The organism is Streptomyces sp. PCS3-D2 (assembly GCF_000612545.2).
In the GTDB taxonomy this organism is placed as follows: domain Bacteria; phylum Actinomycetota; class Actinomycetes; order Streptomycetales; family Streptomycetaceae; genus Streptomyces.
Map to the genome: position 1 here is coordinate 4766215 of NZ_CP097800.1, position 24140 is coordinate 4790354.

Here is a 24140-nt window from a genome sequence, read left to right on the forward strand (position 1 = left end):
GGCGATGCTAGCGCACATTTCGTCAAAGTGACGAGATGTGGGTCCCGTTTGTGCAACCGCCCCGTCACGATGGCAGCATGGGACGAGTGAGTGTTGCTCCCATTGAGATCGAACGCACCGAATCGGCCGAAGAGACCTTCGCGGTCCCGGAACCTGACGTTCCCTGGGTGACCCTGGTGCACAACGACCCGGTCAACCTCATGAGCTACGTGGCGTACGTGTTCCAGGCCTACTTCGGCTACTCCAAGGACGTGGCGCACAAGCTGATGCTGGACGTCCATCACAAGGGGCGGGCGGTCGTGTCCAGCGGCACCCGCGAGGAAATGGAGCGCGACGTGCAGGCCATGCACGGCTACGGCCTGTGGGCGACCCTCTCCCAGGACCGCAACTGATGGGCCGGAACACCGGGATGTTCGAGTCCCTGAAGGGCGGCGGCGCCGCCATCGCGCTGGACGAGATCGAGATCTCCATCCTGCGCTCCCTGGCCGTCCAGATGCTGGAGCTGATCGGCCCCGGCGACCCCGAGCCGGCCGAGGACGCCGACCCCCTCGCCGCGCTGTTCGCCGAGGGCCCCAGCGAGCCGCCGTCCGATCCGGCGCTGGCCCGGCTCTTCCCCGACGCCTACGGCTCCCCGGACGGCACCGGCGACGAGGGTGTGGACCCGGTGGAGCTGAAGGCCCGCGCCGCGGAGTTCCGCCGGTACACCGAGAACGACCTGCGCGCCCGCAAGCGCGATGATGCGCTGGCCCTCGTCCGCAGCCTGGACGGGCTCACCCCGGCCGGTGACGGGGCGGCCGTGCTGGAGCTCACCGGCGAGCTGCCGTTGCGCTGGCTCGGCGGGCTGAACGACCTGCGCCTGACCCTCGCCGCCCGGCTCGACATCACCGAGGACGACGAGAGCGCCGCGCTCTTCCGGCTGCCGGACGAGGACCCGCGCAAGCCGATGGTGATGGCGTACCTGTGGCTCGGCGGACTCCAGGAATCCTTGATCGAAACCCTCTGAGGATCTTCAAAAGCACGGCATTGTTCGCTCAGCGGACGCTCAAATCCGGATAACGATCAGATCACCGCCATGCGGTGATCTGTCATGATCGTTGATGTTTGTCCGGAAAATTTGATGTGGTGCGCCACTTTTCTCCCCCTCGGGCGGCCGTGGGTACGTGATAGATCTTCACGACCGCCGGAGAGACGCCACCCATGTCTCCCGGCCTGCTTGGACCGGCAGACCGCCGGCGTGCAACTCCATCCGTATCCGGGGGGATCGAGGACCCGATCCGCAGCCAGCGAAGGCGCGGGTCGGCAGTGGAGAAAGGCGCACCAGACATGACCTCAGTGCAGGTCGAGCAGCACGGCAACACGCCCGGCGAGGGCACCCGGGACGACGGTGGCGAGGGGTACCACCGGACGCTCGGCGCCCGCCAGATCCAGATGATCGCGATCGGCGGAGCCATCGGCACCGGCCTCTTCCTGGGCGCCGGCAAGGCGATCTCCAAGGCCGGCCCCAGCCTGATCCTGGCGTACGCGATCGCGGGCCTGGTCATCTTCGTCATCATGCGGGCCCTGGGCGAGCTGCTCATGTACCGCCCGGTCTCGGGCTCGTTCTCGGACTACGCCCGCGAGTTCCTCGGCCCGTTCTGGGGCTATGTGACGGGCTGGACGTACTGGCTGTTCTGGGTGGTCACCGGCATCACCGAGGTCACCGCCGCCGCGCAGTACATGTCGTACTGGACCCACGACAGCGTCCCGCAGTGGGCCTACGCGCTGATCTTCACGATCGTCCTGTACGGCGCCAACCTGATCTCCGTGAAGCTCTTCGGCGAGCTGGAGTTCTGGTTCTCCATGGTCAAGGTCACCGCCATCGTCGGCATGATCCTGATCTGCGCCGGCATCCTCACCATCGGTTTCTCCGACGCCGCCGAGACCGCCTCCGTCGCCAACCTGTGGAACGACGGCGGTTTCTTCCCCAAGGGCATCGGCGGCACGCTGATGACCCTGCAGATCGTGATGTTCGCCTTCCTCGCGGTCGAGCTGGTCGGCGTCACCGCCGGTGAGTCCAAGGACCCCGAGAAGACCCTGCCCAAGGCCATCAACACCGTGCCGTGGCGCATCGCCGTCTTCTACGTCGGCGCGCTCATCATGATCCTCTCGGTCGTCCCGTGGACCCACTTCCAGCCGGGCGTCTCGCCCTTCGTCGCCGCCTTCGAGCGCATGGGGCTGGGCATCGGCGCCGCGATCGTCAACTTCGTCGTCCTCACCGCCGCCCTGTCCTCCTGCAACTCGGGCATGTACTCCACCGGCCGCATGCTGCGCGACCTCGCGCTCAACGGCCAGGGCCCGAAGGTCTTCACCAAGCTCACCCGGAGCGGCACCCCGCTCGTCGGCACCACCTTCTCCGCCGCGCTGATGCTCGTGGGCGTCTGGATCAACTACGTCGCCCCCGGCAAGGCCTTCGACTACGTGGTCTCCTTCGCCACGATCTCCGGCATGTGGGCCTGGATCATGATCCTGGTCTGCCAGATCCGCTACCGGGCCAAGGCCGACCGCGGCGAGCTGCCCGGGTCGAGGTTCCGGGCCCCGGGAGCGCCGTACACCAGCTGGTTCGCGCTCGCCTTCATCGCGATGGTCATCGTGATGATGGGCGCCGACAAGGACGCGCGCGTCTCGCTCTACTGCGCCCCCCTGTGGGGCGCCGTCCTGGGCGTCTCCTACCTGGTCATGAAGAACCGCGATCCCCGCGGAGCCGCCTTCACCAAGGCGTCGTGACGGCGGCTCCCGGCCGCCTGTCACGGCCGGGAGCCCTGCTCCCGTGGACATCCTGTCCACCATGCGGGCCCTGTCGTACCACCCCTCGGTACGGCAGGGCCCGTCTGTCTATCCTGTCGCTCATGCTGACCCTCACCCAGGCCCTGTACGACCGGATCGTCGAGCACGCCCGCCAGGACCACCCCGACGAGGCGTGCGGTGTGGTGGCAGGCCCGGCGGGCACCGGCCGCCCCGAGCGGTTCATCCCGATGCTCAACGCGGCCCGCTCGCCCACGTTCTACGAGTTCGACTCCAAGGACCTCCTCACGCTCTACCGCGAGATGGACGACCGCGACGAGGAGCCGGTGATCGTCTACCACTCGCACACCGCGACCGAGGCCTACCCCTCGCGCACGGACGTCACCTACGCGAACGAGCCCGGCGCGCACTACGTGCTGGTCTCCACCGCGGACAAGGACGGGCTCGGAGAGTTCCAGTTCCGCTCGTACCGGATCGTCGACGGCGTGATCACCGAGGAAGAAGTGCAGGTCGTCGAGACCTACTGACCATCATGTGAGCGGACGGCGTCCACGATGCGGGATCACACTCCAAACCGGGGACCGGGAATCGTTAACATGACCGCATGGTTTCCCACGACGTGAGCATCGAGACGCCCGGCAGGCTGCTGCTCGTGGCGCGGCTGCACGTCGACCTGTGCCGCCTCGCCAGCGCCATCTGTCCTGCCGCCTGAGCACCGGAGCCCCCGCATGCGGGGGCCCGCACGAACGCGCGCCCGCTTTCCCCCGCACACCTGCCACGCCCACGCCCTGACGACTGGAGCCCAGCCATGGCCATCGAGGTCCGCATCCCCACCATCCTCCGCACCTACACCGACGGCCAGAAGGCCGTGAACGGCGAGGGCGCCACGCTCGCCGACCTCTTCGCGGACCTGGAGACCCGACACAACGGCATCCGAGAGCGGCTCGTCGACCAGGCCGCCGGCGGCCAGCTGCGACGCTTCGTGAACGTCTACCTCAACGACGAGGACGTCCGGTTCCTCGACGGCATCTCCACCGCGCTCAAGGACGGCGACAACGTCACCATCCTCCCGGCCGTGGCCGGCGGATCGAAGTAATGCGCTACGACTCCCCGCTGGCAGCGGTCGGCAACACGCCGCTGGTCCGGCTGCCCCGGCTGTCCCCGTCGGAAGACGTCCGGATCTGGGCCAAGCTGGAGGACCGCAATCCGACCGGCTCGATCAAGGACCGCCCGGCGCTCCACATGGTCGAGCAGGCCGAGAAGGACGGCCGGCTCCGGCCGGGCTGCACCATCCTGGAGCCCACCTCGGGCAACACCGGCATCTCGCTGGCGATGGCGGCCAAGCTCAAGGGCTACCGCATCGTGTGCGTCATGCCGGAGAACACCAGCCAGGAGCGGCGCGACCTGCTGGCCATGTGGGGAGCCGAGATCATCTCGTCGCCGGCCGCCGGCGGTTCCAACACCGCCGTCCGGGTGGCCAAGGAACTGGCCGCGGAGCACCCGGACTGGGTGATGCTCTACCAGTACGGCAACCCGGACAACGCCGGCGCGCACTACGCCACCACCGGCCCGGAGATCCTCGCCGACCTCCCGTCGATCACTCACTTCGTGGCCGGCCTGGGCACCACCGGCACCCTGATGGGTGTCGGCCGCTACCTGCGCGAGAACGTTCCCGGAGTGAAGATCGTCGCGGCCGAGCCGCGCTACGACGACCTCGTCTACGGGCTGCGCAACCTGGACGAGGGCTTCGTCCCCGAGCTGTACGACGCCTCCGTCCTCACCACCCGCTACTCGGTCGGCTCCTCGGACGCGGTCACCCGCACGCGGGAGCTGCTCCAGCAGGAGGGCATCTTCGCCGGCGTCTCCACGGGCGCCGCCCTGCACGCGGCGATCGGCGTCGGCCGCAAGGCGGCGGCCGCCGGCGAGACGGCCGACATCGTCTTCGTCGTGGCCGACGGCGGCTGGAAGTACCTCTCGACCGGCGTCTACACCGCGGCGACGACGGAGGAGGCCATCGAGGTCCTCCAGGGCCAGCTCTGGGCCTAGGGCCTGCTCGGCGGATCATGCTCCGGGTTCCGGGTTCCGGGTTCCGGGTTCCGGGTTCCGGGTTCTGGGCTCTCGGCCCCGAGGACTCGGGGCGTGACCGGCGGCGGCCCCCGGGCCCGGCCCGCCGGCGGGGCCCGGCAACAGCCCTGCGCGGCGGCCGGGCCGTCAGGCCGAAAGGTGTTCCGCGAGGACGGCGGCGTGACTGGAGCCCGGATCCCTGACCGCGGTCAACAGCGTCACCGGCCCGGTCCCGGCCAGGCCCCGCAGGCGGGCCAGCTCCGCCACCGCCTCCGGTTCCGCCAGCTCCGCCTCGTACCGCCGGCGGAACTCGTCGGCCGAGCCCCCGTCGTGGAACCACTTGCGCAGTTCCGTCGACGGGGTGACCGCCTTCGGCCACTCTCCCCCAGCTACCGCTGGGAGGTGCCCCCGGACGCCCGCCGCCGCCTTCGCCAGGCCTCTCGGCCAGAGCCGGTCCACGAGCACCCGCAGCCCGTCCGCTCCCGGCTCCGGGGGGTCGTACACCCGCCGCAAGCGGATCTCCGGCATCACCGACCGCCTCCCAGTCCCTTGACCTCGTCCCACACTGCCGGGTCCAGCATCCCCAGCCGGGCCCGGAACTCCCACAACGACACCTCCTCCGGCCGGTCCGCCTCCAGGAAGGCCGCGCGGCCCTGCGCCCCCACCGTCCCCGGGGGCAGTGGGATGACCCCGGCCCGCCGGTCGTCGTACTTCGCGGTGATCCACGCGACCCGCGCCCGGTGCTCCCGTGCCGGTCCCACGCCCAGGACGAGGCAGGTCCGGCCGTCCGCCAGGGTCCACAGTTCACCCGCCCGCGGGTGTGGCGGCCGACCGGGACCGTGCGCGGGCGGGGTCCGGCGCGGGACCCCCAGCCGCCCCCCGGCGATCAGCATCACCAATGCCAGGGCCACGACGGCGGCCACCGCGGGCCACCAGGACGTGTCCATGTTCCGACCGTAGCCGCGCGGGCCGACCGCGGCACGGCAACCTTCGTGCCCGCCGTCGCTCCCCCGGGTGACAGCGCAGGTGATTCCCCCCACAACGGCCTGCCGCGGAGGAGCGACCGGACGTTTCGCGCCTTACGCTCGACCCACGCACGGCCCGCATTCCGTCCACGGACCGTCCACGGAGGTTCACGCTCCATGAAGCTCACCGTCGTCGGCTGTTCGGGGTCGTTCCCGTCCGCGGAATCGGCCTGTTCGAGCTACCTCGTCGAGGCCGACGGCTTCCGGCTGCTGCTCGACATGGGCAACGGTGCCCTCGGCGATCTCCAGCGCCACTGCGGTCTCTACGACCTCGACGCGATCTTCCTGAGCCATCTGCACGCCGATCACTGCATCGACATGTGCGCGTACTTCGTCGCCCGCTTCTACCGCCACGAGGGCGGCCGCTGCGGCACCATCCCCGTCTTCGGGCCCGAGGGCACCGAGAAGCGCCTGACCACGGCCTACGACGACGTCCCCGACGAGCGCTCGATGAGCGAGGTCTTCGACTTCCGCACCCTGAAGTCCGGAGCCTTCGAGATCGGCCCCTTCCAGGTGCGCACGGAGCGGGTCGCGCACCCCGTCGAGTCGTACGCCATCCGCATCGAGCACGGCGGACGCTCGCTGGCGTACTCCGGGGACACCGGTGCCTGCCCCGAGTTGGGCCGGCTCGCCGAGGGCGTCGACCTCTTCCTCTGCGAGGCCTCCTTCACGCACGGCAAGGAGGACATCCCGGACCTCCACCTCAACGGTCGCGAGGCCGGCGCGTACGCGCACGGCGGCAACGTGGGGCGGCTGGTCCTCACCCACATCCCGCCGTGGACGGATCCCGCGCAGAACCTGGCCGACGCCCGCGCGGTCTACGACGGCCCGGTGGACCTGGCGTACGCGGGCGCGGTCTACGAGGTCTGAGCGCCACCGGGTCCCCGGCGACGCCCGCTCGTTCCCTCGCTCCCTCGCCCGCACGCCGAAGCCCCCGCCCTCCCGGAGAGGGGAGAGCGGGGGCTTCGGCGGGTACGGGGCGTCCGGCCTGCCTACTTGGCCTCGGCCTTGACCAGCTCGGCGAGCTCCTCGTCGGACTCGCGGCCCGGCGTGGGGATGTTGAACTTGGTGATCGCGAAGCGGAAGATCACGTAGTACAGGACTGCGAAGCACAGGCCCACGATCGCGAGCCCCAGCGGGTTGGTGGCCTTGCCGAGGTTCAGCAGGTAGTCGACCGCGCCGGCCGAGAAGCCGAAGCCGTCCTTCATGCCGAGGCCCCAGGTCAGAGCCATGGAGACGCCGGTCAGGACCGCGTGGATCGCGTAGAGCACCGGGGCGATGAACATGAAGGTGAACTCGATCGGCTCGGTCACACCGGTGACGAAGGCGGTGAGCGCGAGGGAGAACATCATGCCGCCGACGACCTTGCGGCGCTCGGGGCGGGCCGCGTGGGTGATCGCGAGGCAGGCGGCCGGGAGGGCGAACATCATGATCGGGAAGAAGCCGGTCATGAACTGGCCCGCGGTCGGGTCGCCGTGCAGGAAGCGGGCGATGTCGCCGTGGTAGTCGGTACCGCCGTCGTTGTACGTGCCCGCCTGGAACCACGGGAAGGAGTTGAGCAGGTGGTGCATGCCGATCGGGATGAGCGCACGGTTGGCAACACCGAAGATGCCCGCGCCGACGGCGCCGGAGCCGACCAGCCACTCGCTGAAGCCGTGGATGCCGGTGCCGAGGACCGGCCAGATCAGGCCGAAGACGATGCCGATCGCCAGGCCGGCGAACGAGGACAGGATCGGGACGAGGCGGCGGCCGCCGAAGAAGCCCGCCCAGTCCGGCAGCTTGGTCCGGTAGAACTTCTGGTACAGCAGGGCCACGACGATGCCCATCACCACGCCGCCGAGGACGCCGGCGTTGACCGGGGCGTCGACGTGGACGATCTTGCCCTCCACGACCTTGGCGACCTTGGGGAGGTTGCTGTCGGTGAAGGTGGCGAGCACCTTCTGGAAGACCAGGTAGCCGGCGACGGCCGCGAGCGCGGTGGAGCCGTCCGACTTCTTGGCGAAGCCGATCGCGATGCCGACGCAGAAGAGCAGGGCCATGTTGCCGAGGATGGCGTCGCCGCCGGCGGCCATGTATCCGGCGAGCTTCTGGACGAAGTCGGGGAACGAGGCACGTGCCAGCATGTCGTCCTGGCCGAAGCGGACCAGCAGCGCGGCGGCGGGCATCACGGCGACGGGGAGCATGAGGCTCCGGCCGATGCGCTGCATGACGGCCATCACGCCAGCGCCCTTCTTCTTCTCCGCCGCGGGGGCGGTAGCCGTGGACACAACTTCCTCCAGTGGGCAAGGCGACGCCGACAGGGAAAGACGGGGGGCGGCGACGTCTCAGAAATGGGGGTACGCGGGCTCGAACAGGTCCGCGTGGTCTACACCAATCGTGGTGTAGACCAGTTGTAGCACGGTGGGGGATAGATAAGGAACCTTCGTTTTCCTGTGGTCTACGCCACACGGAGCCGGGGTGTTCGGGGCCTCCTCGACGCCCGGACTCGCGGAGCGGGCGAAGGCCCTCGGATCCGTGATCCGAGGGCCTTCGGTGGCCGCGCCGAACGGCCTTGTCCGCCAAGCCGGTTAGGCCTTGGTGTTCTCCGCCCGCATCGCCTCGATCTCCTCGTCCGACTCCCGGCCGGGCGTCGGGATGTCGAATCTCGTGATCGCGAAGCGGAAGACGACGTAGTAGACGACCGCGAAACCGAGCCCGATCGGGATGATCAGCCAGGGCTTCGTCGCCAGCCCCCAGTTGATGACGTAGTCGATCAGGCCCGCCGAGAAGCTGAAGCCGTCGTGGACGCCGAACGCCCAGGTCACCGCCATCGACACGCCCGTCAGTACTGCGTGGACCGCGTACAGTGCGGGCGCGACGAAGAGGAAGGAGTACTCCAGCGGTTCGGTGATCCCGGTGACGAACGAGGTCAGGGCCACCGACAGCATCAGACCGCCGACCTCCTTGCGCCGCTGCGGCTTCGCGCAGTGCGTGATCGCCAGCGCCGCCGCCGGTAGGGCGAACATCATGATCGGGAAGAAGCCGGTCAGGAACAGGCCCGCGTCCGGGTCGCCGCTGAGGAACATGTTGATGTCGCCGTGGACCACCTCGCCGTTCGGCTTGGTGTAGCTGCCGAACTGGAACCACACCGGCACGTTCAGGAACTGGTGCAGGCCGATCACCAGCAGTGCGCGGTTGGCGACGCCGAAGATGCCCGCACCCCAGTAGTCCAGCCCCACCAGCCAGTCGGAGAAGCTTTCCAGCGCCTCGCCGATCGGCGGCCAGACCCACAGGCAGAGCGCGGCGAACGCGATCGCCACGAAGGCCATGATGATCGGGACGAGCCGGCGGCCGTTGAAGAAGCCGAGCCAGTCGACGAGCTTGACCCGGTGGTAGCGCTGCCAGAACCAGGCGGCCAGCAGGCCCATGACGATGCCGCCGAAGACCCCGGGATTCTGGAACGTGTACTGCGCGAAGGTGTCGTCCTGTCCCAGGCAGCCGCCCCCGACGTCCTTCGTCCCCTCGGGGCAGGGCACGGGGAAGGCGCGCAGGACGCTGCGGTAGACGAGGAAGCCGGCCACCGCCGCCAGCGCCGTCGAGCCGTCGGCCTTCTTCGCCATCCCGATCGCGACGCCGACGCAGAAGAGGAGGGGTAGCCCCAGGTCGGCGTTCAGCAGGGCGCCGCCCGCCGCGGCCATCACCTTGGCGATCTGCGACCAGACGCCGGTGCCCTCGGCGTCGATCAGTCCCAGCCGGTTCAGGATGCCGGCCGCGGGCAGCACCGCGATCGGCAACTGCAGGCTCCGGCCCATCTTCTGCAGTCCCTGATACAGGGTGTTGCGCCGGGACGGTCCTGGTACTGCGGCGGCGCTGCTCGCACTCATCGGCGTCTCCCTGACCGGGCCGGGTTTTTGGCTGCGGCAGCAGTAGCGTGCACACTGGTGTAGACCAGTTGTGGGTAGGTTGCTGCTGATCGTCATCATTCGGCAGGGACCGGACACGCGCTCGCGTAGATGGGCCAACCGTGCGTTACCGTGACAACGCGGGCCGTGCGGGTGGGCATCCATGTTCCGGCCGCTGAGACTCGTTCTTCGCATCACTCAGGGAGAAACACATGGCCACCAAGGCTGAGAAGATCGTCGCCGGGCTCGGCGGCATCGAGAACATCGAAGAGGTCGAGGGCTGCATCACCCGCCTGCGCACCGAGGTCGTCAACCCCGACCTGGTCGACGAGGCCGCCCTCAAGGCCGCCGGCGCGCACGGCGTCGTCCGGATGGGCACCGCGGTCCAGGTCGTCATCGGCACCGACGCCGACCCGATCGCCGCCGACATCGAAGACATGATGTGATCCGGACTCCCTGAGTCCGGGCCGCTCGGCCCGAAGCCACGACGGACCCCGTCCCGGAACCCCCGGACGGGGTCTTCGCGTAGCGGGGTGCCGGCGGTCCGCCTGTCGCCCGGGCCGGGGCCGGCGGGCCCCGGCGCCGCGCCGCGTCCCCGGCACCGCTGTCCGGCACCGCGGCACCGGTACCCGCTCCTGCCGGTTCGGCCCGACCCGCGAGGCACCGCCTGCCACCCACTAGGCTCGGACCCATGTCTCGCATCGACGGCCGTACGCCCGAACAGCTCCGCCCGGTCACCATCGAACGCGGATGGAGCAAGCACGCCGAGGGCTCCGTCCTCATCTCCTTCGGAGACACCAAGGTCTTCTGCACCGCCTCCTTCACCGAAGGCGTCCCGCGCTGGCGCAAGGGCAGCGGCGAAGGCTGGGTCACCTCCGAGTACTCGATGCTGCCGCGCTCCACCAACACCCGCGGCGACCGCGAATCCGTCCGCGGCAAGATCGGCGGCCGCACCCACGAGATCTCCCGCCTCATCGGCCGCTCGCTGCGCGCCGTGATCGACTACAAGGCCCTCGGCGAGAACACCATCGTCCTGGACTGCGACGTCCTCCAGGCCGACGGCGGCACCCGCACCGCCGCCATCACCGGCGCCTACGTCGCCCTCGCCGACGCCGTCGCCTGGGGTCAGAGCAAGAAGCTCATCAAGGCCGGCCGCAAGCCCCTCACCGGAACCGTCGCCGCCGTCAGCGTCGGCATCGTCGACGGCGTCCCGCTCCTGGACCTCTGCTACGAGGAGGACGTGCGCGCCGAGACCGACATGAACGTGGTCTGCACCGGCGACGGCCGTTTCGTCGAGGTCCAGGGCACCGCCGAGGGCGAACCCTTCGACCGCAAGGAACTGAACGCCCTCCTCGACCTCGCCGCCGGCGGCTGCGCGGACCTCGAAGCCCTCCAGCTCGGCGCGCTGGAACGCTAGTCGGCAACCGGCGGACGCCCTCCGGCGTCCTACGGACCACGGGCGCACGGTGTCACAGCCGTGCGCCCGTCCACGTACACGTCCTCTCGGGAGAACCGCATGAAGCTCCGCATAGCGGCAGTAGCCGTGGCCGCCGTCCTGACCATCCCGGCCCTTTCCGCCTGCGACGCCATCTCCACGGCGATGGACTGCGCGAACACGGCGGTCGCCATCACGGACGGCGCGAACGACCTCCAGCAGGCCGTCTCCCAGGCGGGCGACAGCCCCCAGAACGCCATGAACGCACTCGACCAGATCGAGACGAACCTCAAGAAGATCGGCGACCAGACGGACAACGCCGACCTGGGCAAGGCCATCGACTCGATGAACTCGGCCGTCAAGAACGTCCGCACGGCCATCGAGAGCGGCAACCCCACCCCGGACATCACCCCGGTCGCCGACGCCGCGAGCGAGATCTCCAAGGTCTGCACCCCGGGATAATGAGGGCATGACCTCGACGCCCAGCAGCCTGATCCTCGCGACCCGCAACGCGGGCAAAGTCTCCGAACTGCGCGGCATCCTCGCCGACGCCGGCCTGCCCCACGGGCTGGTCGGCGCGGACGCGTACCCGGAGATCCCCGACGTCAAGGAGACCGGCGTCACCTTCGCCGAGAACGCCCTCCTCAAGGCCCACGCCCTGGCCCGGGCCACCGGGCTGCCGGCGGTCGCCGACGACTCGGGCCTGTGCGTGGACGTCCTGCACGGCGCCCCCGGGATCTTCTCCGCGCGCTGGGCCGGCCGGCACGGCGACGACCGGGCCAACCTCGACCTGCTCCTGGCCCAGCTCGGAGACATCGCCGACGAGAACCGCGGCGCCCACTTCTTCTGCGCGGCGGCCCTCGCCCTGCCGGACGGGACCGAACGCGTGGTGGAGGGCCGCCTCCTGGGCACCCTGCGCCACACCCCCTCGGGCACGGGCGGCTTCGGTTACGACCCGATCCTCCAGCCCCTCGGCGAGACCCGCACCTGCGCGGAACTGACCCCGGCCGAGAAGAACGCCATCTCCCACCGGGGCCAGGCCTTCCGCGCCCTGGTCCCGTTCATCCGGGCCCTGCTGCCCTGACGGGCGGACACGTCGAAGGGCGGTGCCCCTCGTGAGAGGGGCACCGCCCTTTCGCTGTGGGCCCGGTGGGACTCGAACCCACGACACACCGGACCTAAACCGGCGCCCTCTGGCCAGCTGGGGTACGGACCCGTGCGACCACCTTACTGGTCGTCGGCGGCAGTCCGTTGCGAAGGGACGTCCTTCCGCGGCCGCTCGGCGAGGGGCGGAGTCCGGCTGTGGCGCGACGGGCCCAACTGCCGAAGCTTCGGCGGGCGGTTGTCCGGCCTTCCGCCGCCGACGTGGTCGACCTCGTCACGCGGTGGGGTGCCGTTCCCCTGCGGCCCGCTCCGGGAGGACGGGGCTCAGATGCCCAGGTCCTTGATGATCTTGGCTACGTGGCCCGTCGCCTTCACGTTGTAGAAGGCGTGCTCGACCTTGCCCTCCTCGTCCACGATCACCGTGGAGCGGATGACGCCCGTGACCGTCTTGCCGTACAGCTTCTTCTCGCCGAACGCCCCGTACGCCGCCAGCGTCTCCTTCTCCGGGTCGCCGACCAGGGTGACCTTCAGGTGCTCCTTCTCGCGGAACTTCGCCAGCTTCTCCGGCTTGTCCGGGGAGACGCCGATGACGTCGTAGCCGGCCGAGGCCAGGACGTCCAGGTTGTCCGTGAAGTCGCACGCCTGCTTCGTGCAGCCCGGCGTCAGGGCCGCCGGGTAGAAGTACACGATGACCTTGCGGCCCTTGTGGTCGGCGAGCGAGACCTCGTTGCCGTCCGCGTCGGGCAGGGTGAAGGCGGGGGCGGTGTCGCCCGGCTGGAGTCGCTCGCTCATCTCACAGTCTCCTCGGAAGGGGAACGGTACGTCACGAGACTAAGCTGACAGACTGTTCACGGCGGACCACGCCCCCACACGATGACGACCACGACGACGGAGGCAGCGCGGTGTCGGAAGCCAGGACCCCCGCACAGATCGAGGCGGATATCGTCCGCCGCCGCGAGCAGCTCGCCGAGACGCTCGACGAGATCGGCGTGCGCGTACACCCGAAGACGATCATCGGGGACGCGCGGGCCCGGGCGGCCTCGACCGTCGACCAGACCGCGGGCCGTGCCGTCGCCGCGGTGAACCGCCTCGTGACGGACCTGCGCGAAGGTCTGCGCCACGAGGACGGCAGCCCGCGCATCGAGCGCGTCGTGCCCGTCGCGCTGCTCGCGGTCGGCGTGGTCGGCCTGCTCGTGGTCTCGGCGCGCCGCAAGCGCGGATGACCCTGGACGGTACGGGACCGGTGAGGACAGGTAGGTTCGGGGCGTGAGCGACAACACCACCCACGACAAACTGCCCATCCGCATGCTCCACGACCGCGTGCTCGTGAAGTCCGACCTGCCCGAGGGCGAGCGGCGTTCCGGCGGCGGCATCCTGATCCCGGCGACGGCCGCCGTGGGCAAGCGGCTGGCCTGGGCCGAGGTCGTCGCGGTCGGGCAGAACGTACGGACCGTCGAGCCCGGGGACCGGGTGCTCTACGACCCCGAGGACCGGGCCGAGGTCGAGGTGCGCGGGGCGACGTACGTGCTGATGCGCGAGCGGGACCTGCACGCCGTGGCCGCGGAGCGGCTGGAGGGGTCGGAGGACTCCACCGGGCTGTACCTCTGATCCGACGCACGGCGGAAGGGCCGGTGGCCGAGGCCACCGGCCCTTCCGCCGTCTTTTGCTACGGTGGGGGAGAACCCGACGAGACGCGCCGTACCGGGTAGGAAAAGACGACGCACCCCGTACCGCTCGACGTCTCGGAGGTGCCGTCATGGCCTGGGTTCTTCTTCTTGTCGCCGGTCTGCTCGAAGTCGGCTGGTCGATCGGCATGAAGTTCACCGAGGGCTTCACCCGGTTGTGGCCCAGCGTGTTCACGGGCGCCGGGATCGTGGCCAGCATGGTGCTGCTGTCGTACGCCGCGAAGACCCTGCCCATCGGCACGGCGTACGGGGTGTGGGTGGGCATCGGGGCCGCCGGTGCGGCCGTGCTCGGTATGGCGGTGCTGGGTGAGCCCGTCACCGCCGCCCGGATCTTCTTCATCTGTCTGCTGCTGGTCGCCGTGGTGGGGCTGAAGGCGACCTCGGGCCACTGACCCCGGCCGCCCAGGTCACTCCCCGGTCCTGCGGTCACTCCTCGGTCACTCCAGGAACGCGGACGGCGGGCGGGGGCCTCCGATCGTCCCGCCGCCGTCCCAGCCGCCCCCGCTTGCGCCGGTGCCCGTTCCGCCCCGGGGGCCGGAGGTGGTGGCGCCCTCGTCGTCCCGGCCGGTGCCGCCGCCGTCCTGGCCGCCCTGGGTGCGGCCTCCGGTGTCCCGGCCCCCCTGGGCCTGGCCGCCGTTGTCGCGGCCCCCGCCGTCCTGGCCGCCGTTGTCCCGGCCGCCCTGGGTGCGGCCCCCGTCGCCCTGGCCGCCGTTGTCCTGGCCGCCGGACGGCGGGGTGGGCTGCTGGGACGGGGACGGGGTGTCCTCGCCGGGCGTCTCCCGCGGGGACTCCGGCTGCCAGGAGGGCGGCGGGGGCTGCGCGGCGCCCGGCTGGAGGTCGAGTTCGAAGTCGACGGGGTCGGTGCCCTCCAGCGCGCTCTTGGTGTACGCGGCCCAGATGCGGGCCGGGTAGCCGCCACCGCCGATGCGGGGCTCGCCGAGGGCCCCGTAGAGCGACTCCAGACTGCCGGTGTCCGGGTCCTGGCCCATCATCGCGACCACGGTGACCAGGTTCGGGGTGTAGGCCGCGAACCAGGCCGAGCGGTCCAGCTCGGCCGTGCCGGTCTTGCCCGCGGCCGGGTGTCCGGCGGCGAGGGCTGCCGTACCGGTGCCGTTGTCCACAACGCTGACCAGCATGGACGTGGTGGTGTCGGCGGCTTCGCGGCTGATGGCCTGAACGGGGGTGCGCTCCGGCAGGGGGACCGTGTCGTCGCCCTTGGCGATCTCCTCCAGGAAGGTGTAGGGGGTGCGCCGGCCGTGGTCGGCGAGGGTGGCGTACGCCTGGGTCATGTCGAGGACGCTGGCCTGGAGGGTGCCCAGTGCCATGGCCGGGCCGACCACGAAGTTCGGCGTGTCCTCGGGGATGCCGAGGTCGATGGCCGTCTTCTTGACCCTGGCGGTGCCGACGTCGACGGCCATCTGGGCGTACACGGCGTTCACCGAGAGGTCGGTGGCGGTGCTGACCGTGATGTTGCCGTAGGAGATCTGGCCCTCGTTCTCCGGCGCGAAGCGGATCCGGCCGCCGACGACGGGGCGCTTGTTGTCGCCGTTGTAGACGGTGTGGGGGGTGATCCTGCGGCCGTCCTGGGTGCGGGAGTCGTTCTCCACCGCGGCCGCGAAGACGAACGGCTTGAAGGTGGAGGCGACCTGGTAGTCGTGCCGGGTCGCGTTGTTCACGTACTGCCTGGTGTAGTCGAGCCCGCCGTACAGGGCGACGACCTTGCCGGTGGCCGGGTCGATGGAGACCCCGCCGGCCCGCACCACCCGGTCCGCCGGGTGCGCCTCGGGATCGAGCTTGCCGAGCATCCGGTCCTCCACGGCCTCGACGAAGTCGGCTTGGAGGCGCCGGTCGATCGTGGTGGTGATCCGGTAGCCGCCCTCGGCGAGGGTCTTGTCGTCGAGGATCTCGCGGTTGAGGATGAACTCCTTGACCGCTTCGACGAGATAGCCGCGCTGGCCGGACAGTCCCGCGGCGGCCCGGACCTTGCCGGGCTCGGGGAACTGCGTGGTCGCGCGTTCGGCACTGCTGAGCCAGCCCTTGGTGACCATGCCGTCGAGGACGTAGTTCCAGCGGGCGAGGGCGCGGGCACGGCTCTGCGGGTGGGAGACGACGTCGAAGGCGCTGGGGGAGTTGAGCAGGGTCGCGAGGTAGGCGCCTTCGGCGGTGGTGAGGCGGCCGACCTCCTTGCCGTAGTACGCCTGGGAGGCGGCCTGGATGCCGTAGGCGTTGCGGCCGAAGTAGCTGGTGTTCAGGTAGCCCTCGAGGATGTAGGCCTTGGACTTCTCGCGACCGAGTTTGATCGCGATGAAGAACTCCTTGGCCTTGCGTTTGATCGTCTGCTCCTGGCCCAAGTAGTAGTTCTTGACGTACTGCTGGGTGATCGTCGACCCGGACTGGGTGCCCTTGCCGGTGGCCGTGTTCCAGGCGGCCCGGACCATCGCCTTGGGGTCCACGGCCCGCTCGGAGTAGAAGTCCCGGTCCTCCGCGGCCAGTACGGCCTCCTGGACGGTTCGCGGGATCTGTGAGAGGGCCACGTTGACCCGGTTGACCTCGCCGTCGCGGGCGAGCTGGGAGCCGTCGGAGTAGAGGTAGACGTTCGACTGCGCGGTCGCGGCGGCATTGGCCGGAGGGATGTCGACCAGTAGGTAACCGGCCACGAGTCCGCCGCCGATCAGGAGGGCGAGGAGCAGTACCGCGCCGAGGACCATGCGCCAGGTGGGCAGCAGGCGGCGCCATCCGGTCCGCCCGCGGCGGGCTTTCCCGCCCGGTCCGCCGCCCGGCCCGGGAGGCCGCGTCCCGGGCCGCGTCCGCCCGCGGGCCGACTGCCGGGCCCGCGGGTCGAGGGCGCCGGGCGGGGTGTCCGGGTCTCGAGGGGTCCAGCCCGCGGGTGGTGACTGGTCGCTCATCTCCAGGACTCCTCGACGCTGTACGAAATATCCACTTCTGTACCTCATGGTGTCTACCCGATGGCCGGTGACCACCGCCCCGGACGGGGGTAAATCGGTCGCGTGGCTCGCCCCTCCGCACTAAGCTCACGCGCTTTGGCCGACCTGGCCGACCTGGCCGACGTAGGAACGACGCGGAAAACGGAGGGGATACGGTGCGCCAGAGAGTGCGCCTCTACGCGGCGGTCGCGGCCGGCGGTTTCCGCCGCTACGCCACCTACGGGACGGCGACCGCCGCGGGCGTGTTCACCAACACCGTGTTCGGGTTCATCGTCGCGTTCACGTACATCGCCCTGTGGGACCAGCGCCCGGGGCTGGGCGGCTACGACCAGGCGCAGGCCCTGGCCTTCGTCTGGGTGAGCCAATCGCTGCTGGCCGCGGGAGCCCTGATCGGCGGCGGCTTTCAGGAGGAGCTCCAGGAGCGGGTCCGCACGGGCGACATCGCCGTCGACCTCTACCGGCCCGCGGACCTCCAGATGTGGTGGCTCGCGGCCGACCTGGGCCGTGCCGCCTTCCAACTGCTGGGGCGCGGGCTGGTGCCGCTCGCGGCGGGGGCGCTGGCCTTCCGGCTGGCGCTGCCCCCGGATCCGTGGCGCTGGCTGCTGTTCCTGGCCTCCGTCGGGCTCGGGCTGGTGGTGAGCTTCGCGGTGCGCTACCTGATGGGGCTGCTGGCGTTCTGGCTGCTGGACGGTTCCGGGATCAACCTGATGATGACCGTCGTCTCGATCTTCTGCTCGGGGATGCTGCTGCCGCTGACCGTCCTGCCCGGGGCCTTCGGTGCGTTCGTGCGCATGCTGCCCTGGTCGGCGATGCTCCAGGTCCCGATGGACGTGCTGCTGGGGGTGAACTCGGGGGCCGGGTACGCGGCCGGCGCGCTGGGCTTCCAGATCTGCTGGGTCCTCGTACTGCTGGGCGCCGGGCGGCTGTTGCAGGCGGCGGCGACGCGGAAGGTGGTGGTCCAGGGTGGCTGAGGTCACGGGTGCTGCGGGGCCTGCGGGGCCTGCCGGGGCTGCCGGGGCTGCCGGGGCTGCGGGGGCGGTACGGGAGCGGGAGCACGCGGACCTGGTGGCGCCCCGGGTGCGCGGCCGGGTCCGGGAGGGGCTGCGCGGCTACGGCCTGATCGTCGCCATGTGGATGCGGGCGACCATGACGTACCGGATGTCCTTCGTCCTGTCGACGCTGGGCAATGCGGCGATCACGATGCTGGACTTCGCGGCGATCTCCATCATGTTCTCGCACGTGGACGTCCTCGGCGGCTTCACCCTGCCCGAGATCGCCCTGCTGTACGGGTCCTGCTCGGCGTCCCTGGGGCTCGCCGACCTGCTGCTGGGCAGCACCGACCGGATCGGCGCCCGGATTCGCGACGGTTCGCTCGACACCATGCTGGTGCGGCCCGTCCCGCTGCTCGCGCAGGTCGCGGCCGATCGTTTCGCGCTGCGCCGACTGGGTCGGATCGCGCAGGGGCTGGGGGTGCTGGGCTGGGCGCTGTCGTCGCTGGACGTGGACTGGACGGTCGGGAAGGTGCTGCTGATGCCGGTGATGCTGCTGGCGGGCGCGGCGATCTTCGCTGCGGTGATGGTGGCCGGAGCCGCCTTCCAGTTCATCGCCGGGGACGCGGCGGAGGTCCAGAACTCCTTCACCTACGGCGGCTGCACGATGCTGCAGTACCCGCCGACGGTCTTCGCGACGGAGCTGCTGCGCGGGGTGACCTTCGTCGTCCCGCTGGCCTTCGTCAACTGGCTGCCCGCGCTGTACGTGCTGGGGCGGCCCGATCCGCTGGGGCTGCCGGAGTGGGCCGCGTTCCTGAGCCCACTGGTGGCCGTGGCGGTGTTCGTGCCCGCGTCGCTGGCCTGGCGCGCGGGAGTTCGTTCGTACCGGAGCACGGGGAGCTGAGCCGTGGGTGACGATGCGCTGATCTCGCTGGACGGGGTCGAGAAGGTCTTCGACGTACGGCGCCGGGTGGGTCTGCTGCGCCGGGAGAAACGCCGGGTCAGGGCGGTGGACGGCATCAGTTTCGCGGTCGCGCGGGGCGAGATGGTCGGCTACATCGGGCCCAACGGGGCCGGGAAGTCCACCACGATCAAGATGCTGACCGGGATCCTCACGCCGAGCGGCGGACGGCTGCGGGTCGCGGGCATCGACCCGGCGCGGGAGCGGGTCCGACTCGCACAGCGGATCGGGGTGGTGTTCGGGCAGCGCACCACGCTGTGGTGGGACCTGCCGCTGAAGGACTCGTACCGGCTGATGCGGCGGATGTACCGGGTGCCGAGGGCGCGGTTCGAGGAGAACCTGGACCGGTGCGTGGACCGCCTCGACCTGGCGGAGCTGCTGGACGTCCCGGTACGCCAGCTGTCGCTCGGGCAGCGCATGCGCGGGGACATCGCCGCGGCGCTGCTGCACGATCCGGACGTGCTGTACCTGGACGAGCCGACGATCGGGCTCGACGTGGTGAGCAAGGCCAAGGTGCGGGGCTTCCTGCGGCAGTTGAACGCGGAGCGCGGCACCACCGTGCTGCTGACCACGCACGACCTGCAGGACATCGAGCAGCTCTGCGAGCGGGTGATGGTGATCGACCACGGGCGGCTGATGTACGACGGGGCCCTGGACGGCCTGCACGCGGCGGGTTCGGCGGGTTCGGCGGGGGAGAGCGAGCGGATGCTGGTGGTGGACCTGGAGCGGGAGCTGGCGCCGATCAGTGTGCCGGGGGCGCGGGTGGTGAAGGTGGAGGGTCCCCGGCAGTGGCTGGCGTTCCCGGCGGGCACGTCGGCCGCGCCGCTGGTGTCGGCGGTGGCGGCCCGGTACCCGATGGTGGACCTGTCGGTGCGGGAGCCGGACATCGAGGACGTGATCGCGAAGATGTACGCCGGGCGGGGCTGACCGGGGCGCAGGTCGGGGGCGGGTCAGGGATGGTTCAGGGGAGAGTCGGGGGCGGCCTCAGGGCCCCGGGCCATACAACTCCCGCGCGCCGGTGCATAGTCTGGTGCACATGAGTGACGAGCGGCCGGAGAAGCCGTTGCCGGAGTTGAGGGCGTCGGATGCCGACCGGGACCGGGTGGTGGAGCGCCTTCGGGACGCCGTCGCCGAGGGTCGGCTCGACATGGAGGAGTTCGAGGAGCGGCTGGAGGCGGCGTACAAGTCCCGTACGTACGCGGAGCTGGAACCGCTGACGGCGGATCTGCCGGCGGTCGCGGGGCAGGCCGCGCCGGCCCCGGTCCCGTCCGCATCGGCGCCGGCGGCCGGCGCGCCCTGGCCGGGCCGGATCGGCGGTACGGGCTCGTCGGCGCTGGCGGTCGCGGTGATGTCGGGCTTCCAGCGCAAGGGCCGCTGGACGGTCCCGCCCCGCTTCGATGCGGTGGCCTTCTGGGGCGGCGGCGAACTGGACCTGCGCGAGGCGGACTTCGCGCAGCGCGAGGTGGTGATCAACTGCGTCGCGGTCATGGGCGGCATCGAGATCACGGTGCCGCCGGGGGTGGACGTGGACGTCCGGGGCTTCGGCTTCATGGGCGCCTTCGACCAGCGCGACAGCCCGGGCCCGACCCACCCGGGCGCTCCGCGGGTGGTGGTGACGGGCTTCGCGTTCTGGGGCGGTGTCGAAGTCAAGATCAAGAAGCCCAAGCGTCCCTTGGGCGGCCCGTCCCTCCGCAAGGAGCTCTGAGCTTCCGGGGAGGCCGTCCCCGCGGTCGGTGGTTCGGCCGGAGCGTCCGCCCGCGCGGCACGCCGCGGGGGCGGGAGGGGCGCGCCCGCAGGGCGAGCGAGCATCGCCCCGTACGGGCCGTTCCGGCCGTAGGTGCGAGCCGAGGAGGCACCCCGCGCGGGGCGCCACCGCGCGCCGGATCCTGTGCGGGCCGCTGCTTCCACCCGGCTCCCGCCGCGTCCCCGGCAGGGGCGGGCACGAGAGGCCGGGCGGACCGGGACCGTCTCCCCCGCGGGGGCGGTACGGCGGGTCGGGCCCACTCGGGCCCGCTCCCGCAGGAGCGGACGGGCGGTCCGGTCCGGACGGGGACCGTCAGCCCCGCGGGGGCGGCCCGGCGCGTCCGGACCGGGACCGTCACCCTCGCGGGGCGGAGAGCCGGGCCCGGGCCGCCCGGACCGCTGCCCCCGCGGGAGCGGAAGGGCGTGGCGGGAACTCCGCCGCCCTCTCAGGAGTCGGATGCTATGCAGACAAACCGGCACGCCCCCGGGGAAGGCAGGAGCACGTGGACAACCGCAGCACAACCGGCGACGGCGCCGGCGGCGCAGCCGCCGGTACGGCCGGCGGCACCGCCCCGCCACCACCACTGCCGCCCTCGTCCCCCGCCCGCGGAGCATTCGTGTTCAACGCCGCCGACGAGGAGCGCCGCCGCGGCGTCCGCCGGATGAAGGCCACCGCGACCGGCCTCCTGCTCCTGGTCGCGCTGGTGTACGTACTGGCCACGTACGCCCAGCACGCCTGGGGCGCCGGTGGCTGGGCCGGCTACGTCGCCGCGGCTGCGGAAGCCGGCATGGTCGGCGCGCTCGCGGACTGGTTCGCCGTCACCGCCCTCTTCAAGCGGCCGCTCGGCCTACCCATCCCGCACACCGCGATCATCCCGACCAAGAAGGACCAGCTCGGCGTCACCCTGGGCGAGTTCGTCGGCGAGAACTTCCTCTCCGCCGACGTGGTCCGGGCCCGCCTCCACGCCCTCGGCATCGGCGGCCGCCTCGGTGCCTGGCTGGCCGAGCCCGCGCACGCCGACCGGGTCACGGCCGAACTGGCCACGGCCCTGCGCGGCGCACTGACCGTCCTGCGGGACTCCGACGTGCAGGCAGTGGTCGGCGAGGCCATCACCCGGCGGGCCGAGTCCGCCGAGATCGCGCCGGGCATCGGCAAGACCCTGCAGAAGATCGTCTCGGACGGCGGTCACCGCCGCGCCGTCGACCTCGTCTGCGCCAAGGCGCACGACTGGCTGATCACCCACGGAGACTCGATCACGGACGCCGTCCAGGGCGGAGCCCCCGGCTGGACCCCCCGGTTCGTCGACCGCAAGGTCGGCGAGCGCGTCTACAAGGAGCTGCTCCGCTTCGTCACGGAGATGCGGGACATGCCCGAGCATCCGGCGCGCGCGGCGGTCGACCGCTTCCTGCGTGATTTCGCGGCCGACCTGCAGTCGGACACGGCGACGCGCGCCAAGGTGGAACGCCTCAAGTCCGAGATCCTGGCCCGCGACGAGGTCCAGGACGTCATCGCCTCCGCCTGGTCCGCGATCCGCTCGATGATCATCTCGGCGGCGGAGGACGAGCAGAGCGAGCTGCGTCTGAGGGTCCGCGCCTCGCTGATCTCCCTGGGCGCGCGCCTGGCCACCGACGGTCGCCTCCAGGCGAAGGTGGAGGGCTGGATCGAGGGTGCGGTCGTCTACGTGGTCACCACCTACCGGGCGGAGATCACCTCGCTGATCACCGACACGGTGGCGGCCTGGGACGCCGAGCACACCTCCCGCAAGATCGAGGCCCACATCGGCCGCGACCTGCAGTTCATCCGCATCAACGGCACGGTGGTCGGCGCCCTGGCGGGCCTGCTGATCTACACGGTCTCCCGCGCCTTCGGCGCCTAGCGCGGCGACCTCGGAGCGCCGCGGATGCCGCGAAGCGCGAGGGCCGCACCGCCGGTCAGCGCGGTGCCGGTCCCGGCGAGCGGGTCCGCGGTGGGCGGGGCGGCGTACAGCACGGCGGACAGGGCCTGCTGCCGGGCATCGGGCGGGCCGGTCTGTGGCAGGTACACGCCCGGTAGGAGCCGCTGCCCGGGGCCTCCGCGGCGGCTGCGGCCGCTGATGGTGGCGGCCGGGACGCCGGCCTGCCGGAGCTGGTGGTGGGTGGTCGTGTTCAGCCGGCGTCGGGCGAAACGCGTGTTCATGGCCCCGGTATGCCCGGTCGCGGGCGGTCGACGCTCAGGCCGAGGGGTGGTTCGGGGCGAGGAAGACGGCGACCGCGTTCCGCGTGCCGGGCAGCGGTTTCACCTCGTGCCAGCCGAGCCGGTGGTAGGTGGCCACGGTGTCGGTGGCCACCCGGGAGGTCAGCAGCCAGGCCCGCTCGGCGGGGGCGTCGGCGGTGATCTCCGCCAGCAGGGCGCGCCCGGTGCCGTGGCCGCGCGCGTGCGGGCGTACGGCGAGTTCGTCGATCTCCAGGGCGCCGATGAGGAGCTCGCGGACGCGCTGTCGGCCGAGCTGCGCGGCGACCTGCCCGTAGGCGCGGTCCGTGGGGAAGGCGCGGGGGGTCAGCCAGGCCGTGGCGAACCCGTCGACGCCGAGGGGCGACTGTGCAAAGGCGGTGCGGAAGCCGGTGCGCCGGCTGTCCGCCTGGAGCCGTACGGCGAACTGGCGAATGGTTTCTTCATTTTCGTTCCACGGCGGCGCCGAGAAGACCTCGCCGTAGACGTCGGCCAGTTCGTCCACCAGGTCGAGGACGGCCGGTCCATAGCAGATCACGTGTGCAGCTCCTTGGGCCGGCTTGGGCGGCTTGGGTCGTATCGCCCCTGTCGAAGGCCGAATCTACGCCTGGGGTGTTCCCCGGTCGGGAGGTCCACAGATCCGGAGGGTGTGCGACAAATCCGACTTCCGTACGGTGTCGTGGGCCACCCGTATCGGCCCGCCCGGCCCGGCGTTGAGCCCGGCGTGCGCAACAACCTCCTGAGCAGGGCACTGATGGGTCTCGCCGCCTGCGCGGTGGCGTTCTTCGTGGTCCTGGGCGTCGTGGCCGTACTGCCGCGGTCCCTCCAGGACGCGCTGCCCGACGGCGTCCTGGGCGGGGCGGCCGTCGTGCTGGCGGTGGCGGCTGCGCGCCGGTTCGCCCGCCGGGCGCGTTAGCCTCGTCCGGTGACGTTCGAACGGCTGGAGGTCCCCGCCATGGAGCAGTTCCCCACATCGGTCGTAGCCGCAGGCGGCCTCGTCGGAGGGTACGCCGCAGCCCGCTGGACCGGCAGGCGGCCGCTCGGCGGTGTGGTTCTCGCGGCGGCCGGCACCGTCGCCGCGCGCGAGTGGCACCGCCGCACGTCGCCGACGACGACGGCCCTGCTGGGCGCGGCCTACGTCGCGGCGTTCGCGGGCTCGCACCCCCTGGCGAAGAAGATCGGTGCCTGGCCCGCGGTCTGCACGGCGGCAGCCGCCGTGGCCGCCGCAGCCTACGCGGTGGCAGACCGCTAGGGCGGTCGGAATTTCACCGCGAACGTTGGGCGGACCGCCCCTTCTGGATCGTTCTCCAGAGAGGCG

At 71.2% G+C, this 24140-nt stretch carries 30 protein-coding genes, 1 tRNA gene and 1 riboswitch; of the genes, 22 read left to right on the forward strand and 9 right to left on the reverse strand.

From position 1 onward, the window contains the following. Positions 1-77: 77 nt before the first annotated feature. From clpS to AW27_RS20960, 7 genes are all read left to right on the forward strand, one after another. A complete protein-coding gene (clpS, locus tag AW27_RS20935) occupies positions 78-392 on the forward strand; it encodes an ATP-dependent Clp protease adapter ClpS (RefSeq protein ID WP_052030818.1) in 315 nt (104 codons plus the stop codon). Continuing rightward, positions 392-1003 (forward strand): DUF2017 domain-containing protein, encoded by a 612-nt coding sequence (locus AW27_RS20940; protein WP_037923340.1) that lies wholly within the window; start codon positions 392-394, stop codon positions 1001-1003. The genes clpS and AW27_RS20940 overlap by 1 nt, the downstream gene beginning before the upstream one ends. A 320-nt stretch (positions 1004-1323) precedes the next feature. Then, entirely contained in the window at positions 1324-2763 is a 1440-nt protein-coding gene (locus AW27_RS20945; RefSeq protein WP_037923342.1) for an amino acid permease, read from the forward strand. A gap of 122 nt (positions 2764-2885) precedes the next feature. Beyond that, the gene (locus AW27_RS20950) at positions 2886-3308 is read left to right on the forward strand and encodes a M67 family metallopeptidase (protein ID WP_037923344.1); all 423 of its coding nucleotides are present in this window, start codon (positions 2886-2888) and stop codon (positions 3306-3308) included. Between the two features lie 77 nt (positions 3309-3385). Further along, a complete protein-coding gene (locus AW27_RS34440) occupies positions 3386-3493 on the forward strand; it encodes a putative leader peptide (protein WP_311736929.1) in 108 nt (35 codons plus the stop codon). A 96-nt stretch (positions 3494-3589) separates the two neighbouring features. Further along, on the forward strand, positions 3590-3877 hold the full coding sequence (locus AW27_RS20955; RefSeq protein ID WP_037923346.1) for a MoaD/ThiS family protein: 288 nt from the start codon (positions 3590-3592) through the stop codon (positions 3875-3877). Further along, complete coding sequence (locus AW27_RS20960; protein ID WP_037923349.1) at positions 3877-4827, forward strand: PLP-dependent cysteine synthase family protein; 951 nt, start codon at positions 3877-3879, stop codon at positions 4825-4827. The genes AW27_RS20955 and AW27_RS20960 overlap by 1 nt, the downstream gene beginning before the upstream one ends. A 165-nt stretch (positions 4828-4992) precedes the next feature. On the opposite strand, the gene AW27_RS20965 is transcribed toward AW27_RS20960, so the two are convergent. Next, positions 4993-5373 carry a DUF488 domain-containing protein gene (locus AW27_RS20965; protein WP_037923352.1) on the reverse strand — a complete coding sequence of 127 codons (381 nt, stop codon included), beginning with the start codon at positions 5371-5373 and terminating at the stop codon, positions 4993-4995. Then, entirely contained in the window at positions 5373-5792 is a 420-nt protein-coding gene (locus AW27_RS20970) for a hypothetical protein (RefSeq protein ID WP_037923354.1), read from the reverse strand. The genes AW27_RS20965 and AW27_RS20970 overlap by 1 nt, the downstream gene beginning before the upstream one ends. 195 nt (positions 5793-5987) lie before the next feature. Here AW27_RS20970 and AW27_RS20975 point away from each other — a divergent pair, with 195 nt between their 5' ends. Continuing rightward, a complete protein-coding gene (locus AW27_RS20975) occupies positions 5988-6740 on the forward strand; it encodes an MBL fold metallo-hydrolase (protein ID WP_037923355.1) in 753 nt (250 codons plus the stop codon). Positions 6741-6862: 122 nt separating this feature from the next. Here AW27_RS20975 and AW27_RS20980 read toward each other — a convergent pair whose 3' ends face one another. Together AW27_RS20980 and AW27_RS20985 are read right to left on the reverse strand one after the other, a co-directional pair. Beyond that, positions 6863-8086 carry a PTS transporter subunit EIIC gene (locus tag AW27_RS20980; protein WP_172671356.1) on the reverse strand — a complete coding sequence of 408 codons (1224 nt, stop codon included), beginning with the start codon at positions 8084-8086 and terminating at the stop codon, positions 6863-6865. A 351-nt stretch (positions 8087-8437) separates the two neighbouring features. Continuing rightward, a complete protein-coding gene (locus AW27_RS20985; RefSeq protein ID WP_037923357.1) occupies positions 8438-9733 on the reverse strand; it encodes a PTS transporter subunit EIIC in 1296 nt (431 codons plus the stop codon). Between the two features lie 230 nt (positions 9734-9963). Here AW27_RS20985 and AW27_RS20990 point away from each other — a divergent pair, with 230 nt between their 5' ends. The 4 genes from AW27_RS20990 (at position 9964) to rdgB (ending at position 12270) form a co-directional block, all read left to right on the forward strand. Next, positions 9964-10197, forward strand: coding sequence for a PTS sugar transporter subunit IIB (locus AW27_RS20990; RefSeq protein ID WP_030026567.1), 234 nt, complete (start codon positions 9964-9966; stop codon positions 10195-10197). A 245-nt stretch (positions 10198-10442) separates the two neighbouring features. Beyond that, complete coding sequence (rph, locus tag AW27_RS20995) at positions 10443-11168, forward strand: ribonuclease PH (RefSeq protein ID WP_037923359.1); 726 nt, start codon at positions 10443-10445, stop codon at positions 11166-11168. Positions 11169-11267: 99 nt separating this feature from the next. Then, complete coding sequence (locus AW27_RS21000; RefSeq protein WP_037923361.1) at positions 11268-11648, forward strand: hypothetical protein; 381 nt, start codon at positions 11268-11270, stop codon at positions 11646-11648. A gap of 7 nt (positions 11649-11655) precedes the next feature. Then, positions 11656-12270: an RdgB/HAM1 family non-canonical purine NTP pyrophosphatase gene (rdgB, locus tag AW27_RS21005; RefSeq protein WP_037923364.1), complete on the forward strand. Its 615-nt coding sequence runs from the start codon at positions 11656-11658 to the stop codon at positions 12268-12270. Between the two features lie 57 nt (positions 12271-12327). Here the strand turns inward: rdgB and AW27_RS21010 are convergent. Then, positions 12328-12402, reverse strand: a tRNA-Leu gene (locus AW27_RS21010). A 212-nt stretch (positions 12403-12614) separates the two neighbouring features. Continuing rightward, complete coding sequence (bcp, locus tag AW27_RS21015) at positions 12615-13082, reverse strand: thioredoxin-dependent thiol peroxidase (RefSeq protein WP_037923367.1); 468 nt, start codon at positions 13080-13082, stop codon at positions 12615-12617. Positions 13083-13192: 110 nt separating this feature from the next. On the opposite strand from bcp, the gene AW27_RS21020 reads away from it, so the two are divergent. The 3 genes from AW27_RS21020 to AW27_RS21030 all read left to right on the forward strand — a co-directional run bounded on the left by AW27_RS21020 (position 13193) and on the right by AW27_RS21030 (position 14367). After that, positions 13193-13513, forward strand: coding sequence for a DUF3618 domain-containing protein (locus AW27_RS21020; protein ID WP_037923369.1), 321 nt, complete (start codon positions 13193-13195; stop codon positions 13511-13513). A 43-nt stretch (positions 13514-13556) separates the two neighbouring features. Then, the gene (locus AW27_RS21025) at positions 13557-13898 is read left to right on the forward strand and encodes a GroES family chaperonin (protein WP_031152325.1); all 342 of its coding nucleotides are present in this window, start codon (positions 13557-13559) and stop codon (positions 13896-13898) included. Positions 13899-13945: 47 nt separating this feature from the next. After that, a riboswitch (guanidine-III (ykkC-III) riboswitch) is annotated at positions 13946-14015 on the forward strand. A gap of 31 nt (positions 14016-14046) precedes the next feature. Then, a complete protein-coding gene (locus AW27_RS21030; RefSeq protein ID WP_030158619.1) occupies positions 14047-14367 on the forward strand; it encodes a DMT family transporter in 321 nt (106 codons plus the stop codon). A 45-nt stretch (positions 14368-14412) separates the two neighbouring features. Here AW27_RS21030 and AW27_RS21035 read toward each other — a convergent pair whose 3' ends face one another. Next, positions 14413-16881: a transglycosylase domain-containing protein gene (locus tag AW27_RS21035; protein ID WP_078556628.1), complete on the reverse strand. Its 2469-nt coding sequence runs from the start codon at positions 16879-16881 to the stop codon at positions 14413-14415. 206 nt (positions 16882-17087) lie between these two features. Here AW27_RS21035 and AW27_RS21040 point away from each other — a divergent pair, with 206 nt between their 5' ends. The 5 genes from AW27_RS21040 to AW27_RS21060 all read left to right on the forward strand — a co-directional run bounded on the left by AW27_RS21040 (position 17088) and on the right by AW27_RS21060 (position 22490). Then, a complete protein-coding gene (locus AW27_RS21040; protein WP_037923374.1) occupies positions 17088-17891 on the forward strand; it encodes an ABC transporter permease in 804 nt (267 codons plus the stop codon). Next, positions 17884-18813 (forward strand): ABC transporter permease, encoded by a 930-nt coding sequence (locus tag AW27_RS21045; RefSeq protein WP_370466524.1) that lies wholly within the window; start codon positions 17884-17886, stop codon positions 18811-18813. Before AW27_RS21040 ends, AW27_RS21045 begins: the two co-directional genes overlap by 8 nt. 3 nt (positions 18814-18816) lie before the next feature. Then, positions 18817-19797 carry an ABC transporter ATP-binding protein gene (locus AW27_RS21050; protein ID WP_037923376.1) on the forward strand — a complete coding sequence of 327 codons (981 nt, stop codon included), beginning with the start codon at positions 18817-18819 and terminating at the stop codon, positions 19795-19797. A 109-nt stretch (positions 19798-19906) separates the two neighbouring features. Beyond that, a complete protein-coding gene (locus AW27_RS21055) occupies positions 19907-20575 on the forward strand; it encodes a DUF1707 SHOCT-like domain-containing protein (RefSeq protein WP_078556630.1) in 669 nt (222 codons plus the stop codon). Between the two features lie 541 nt (positions 20576-21116). Further along, entirely contained in the window at positions 21117-22490 is a 1374-nt protein-coding gene (locus AW27_RS21060) for a DUF445 domain-containing protein (RefSeq protein WP_052030821.1), read from the forward strand. Here the strand turns inward: AW27_RS21060 and AW27_RS21065 are convergent. Next, entirely contained in the window at positions 22487-22789 is a 303-nt protein-coding gene (locus AW27_RS21065; RefSeq protein WP_037923379.1) for a hypothetical protein, read from the reverse strand. The genes AW27_RS21060 and AW27_RS21065 overlap by 4 nt on opposite strands. Before the next feature lie 34 nt (positions 22790-22823). Beyond that, positions 22824-23360: a GNAT family N-acetyltransferase gene (locus tag AW27_RS21070; RefSeq protein ID WP_052030823.1), complete on the reverse strand. Its 537-nt coding sequence runs from the start codon at positions 23358-23360 to the stop codon at positions 22824-22826. Positions 23361-23546: 186 nt separating this feature from the next. Here AW27_RS21070 and AW27_RS21075 point away from each other — a divergent pair, with 186 nt between their 5' ends. Next, positions 23547-23738 carry a hypothetical protein gene (locus AW27_RS21075; RefSeq protein ID WP_037923382.1) on the forward strand — a complete coding sequence of 64 codons (192 nt, stop codon included), beginning with the start codon at positions 23547-23549 and terminating at the stop codon, positions 23736-23738. 39 nt (positions 23739-23777) lie between these two features. Then, positions 23778-24074: a hypothetical protein gene (locus AW27_RS21080; RefSeq protein WP_172671357.1), complete on the forward strand. Its 297-nt coding sequence runs from the start codon at positions 23778-23780 to the stop codon at positions 24072-24074. Positions 24075-24140: the final 66 nt, after the last annotated feature.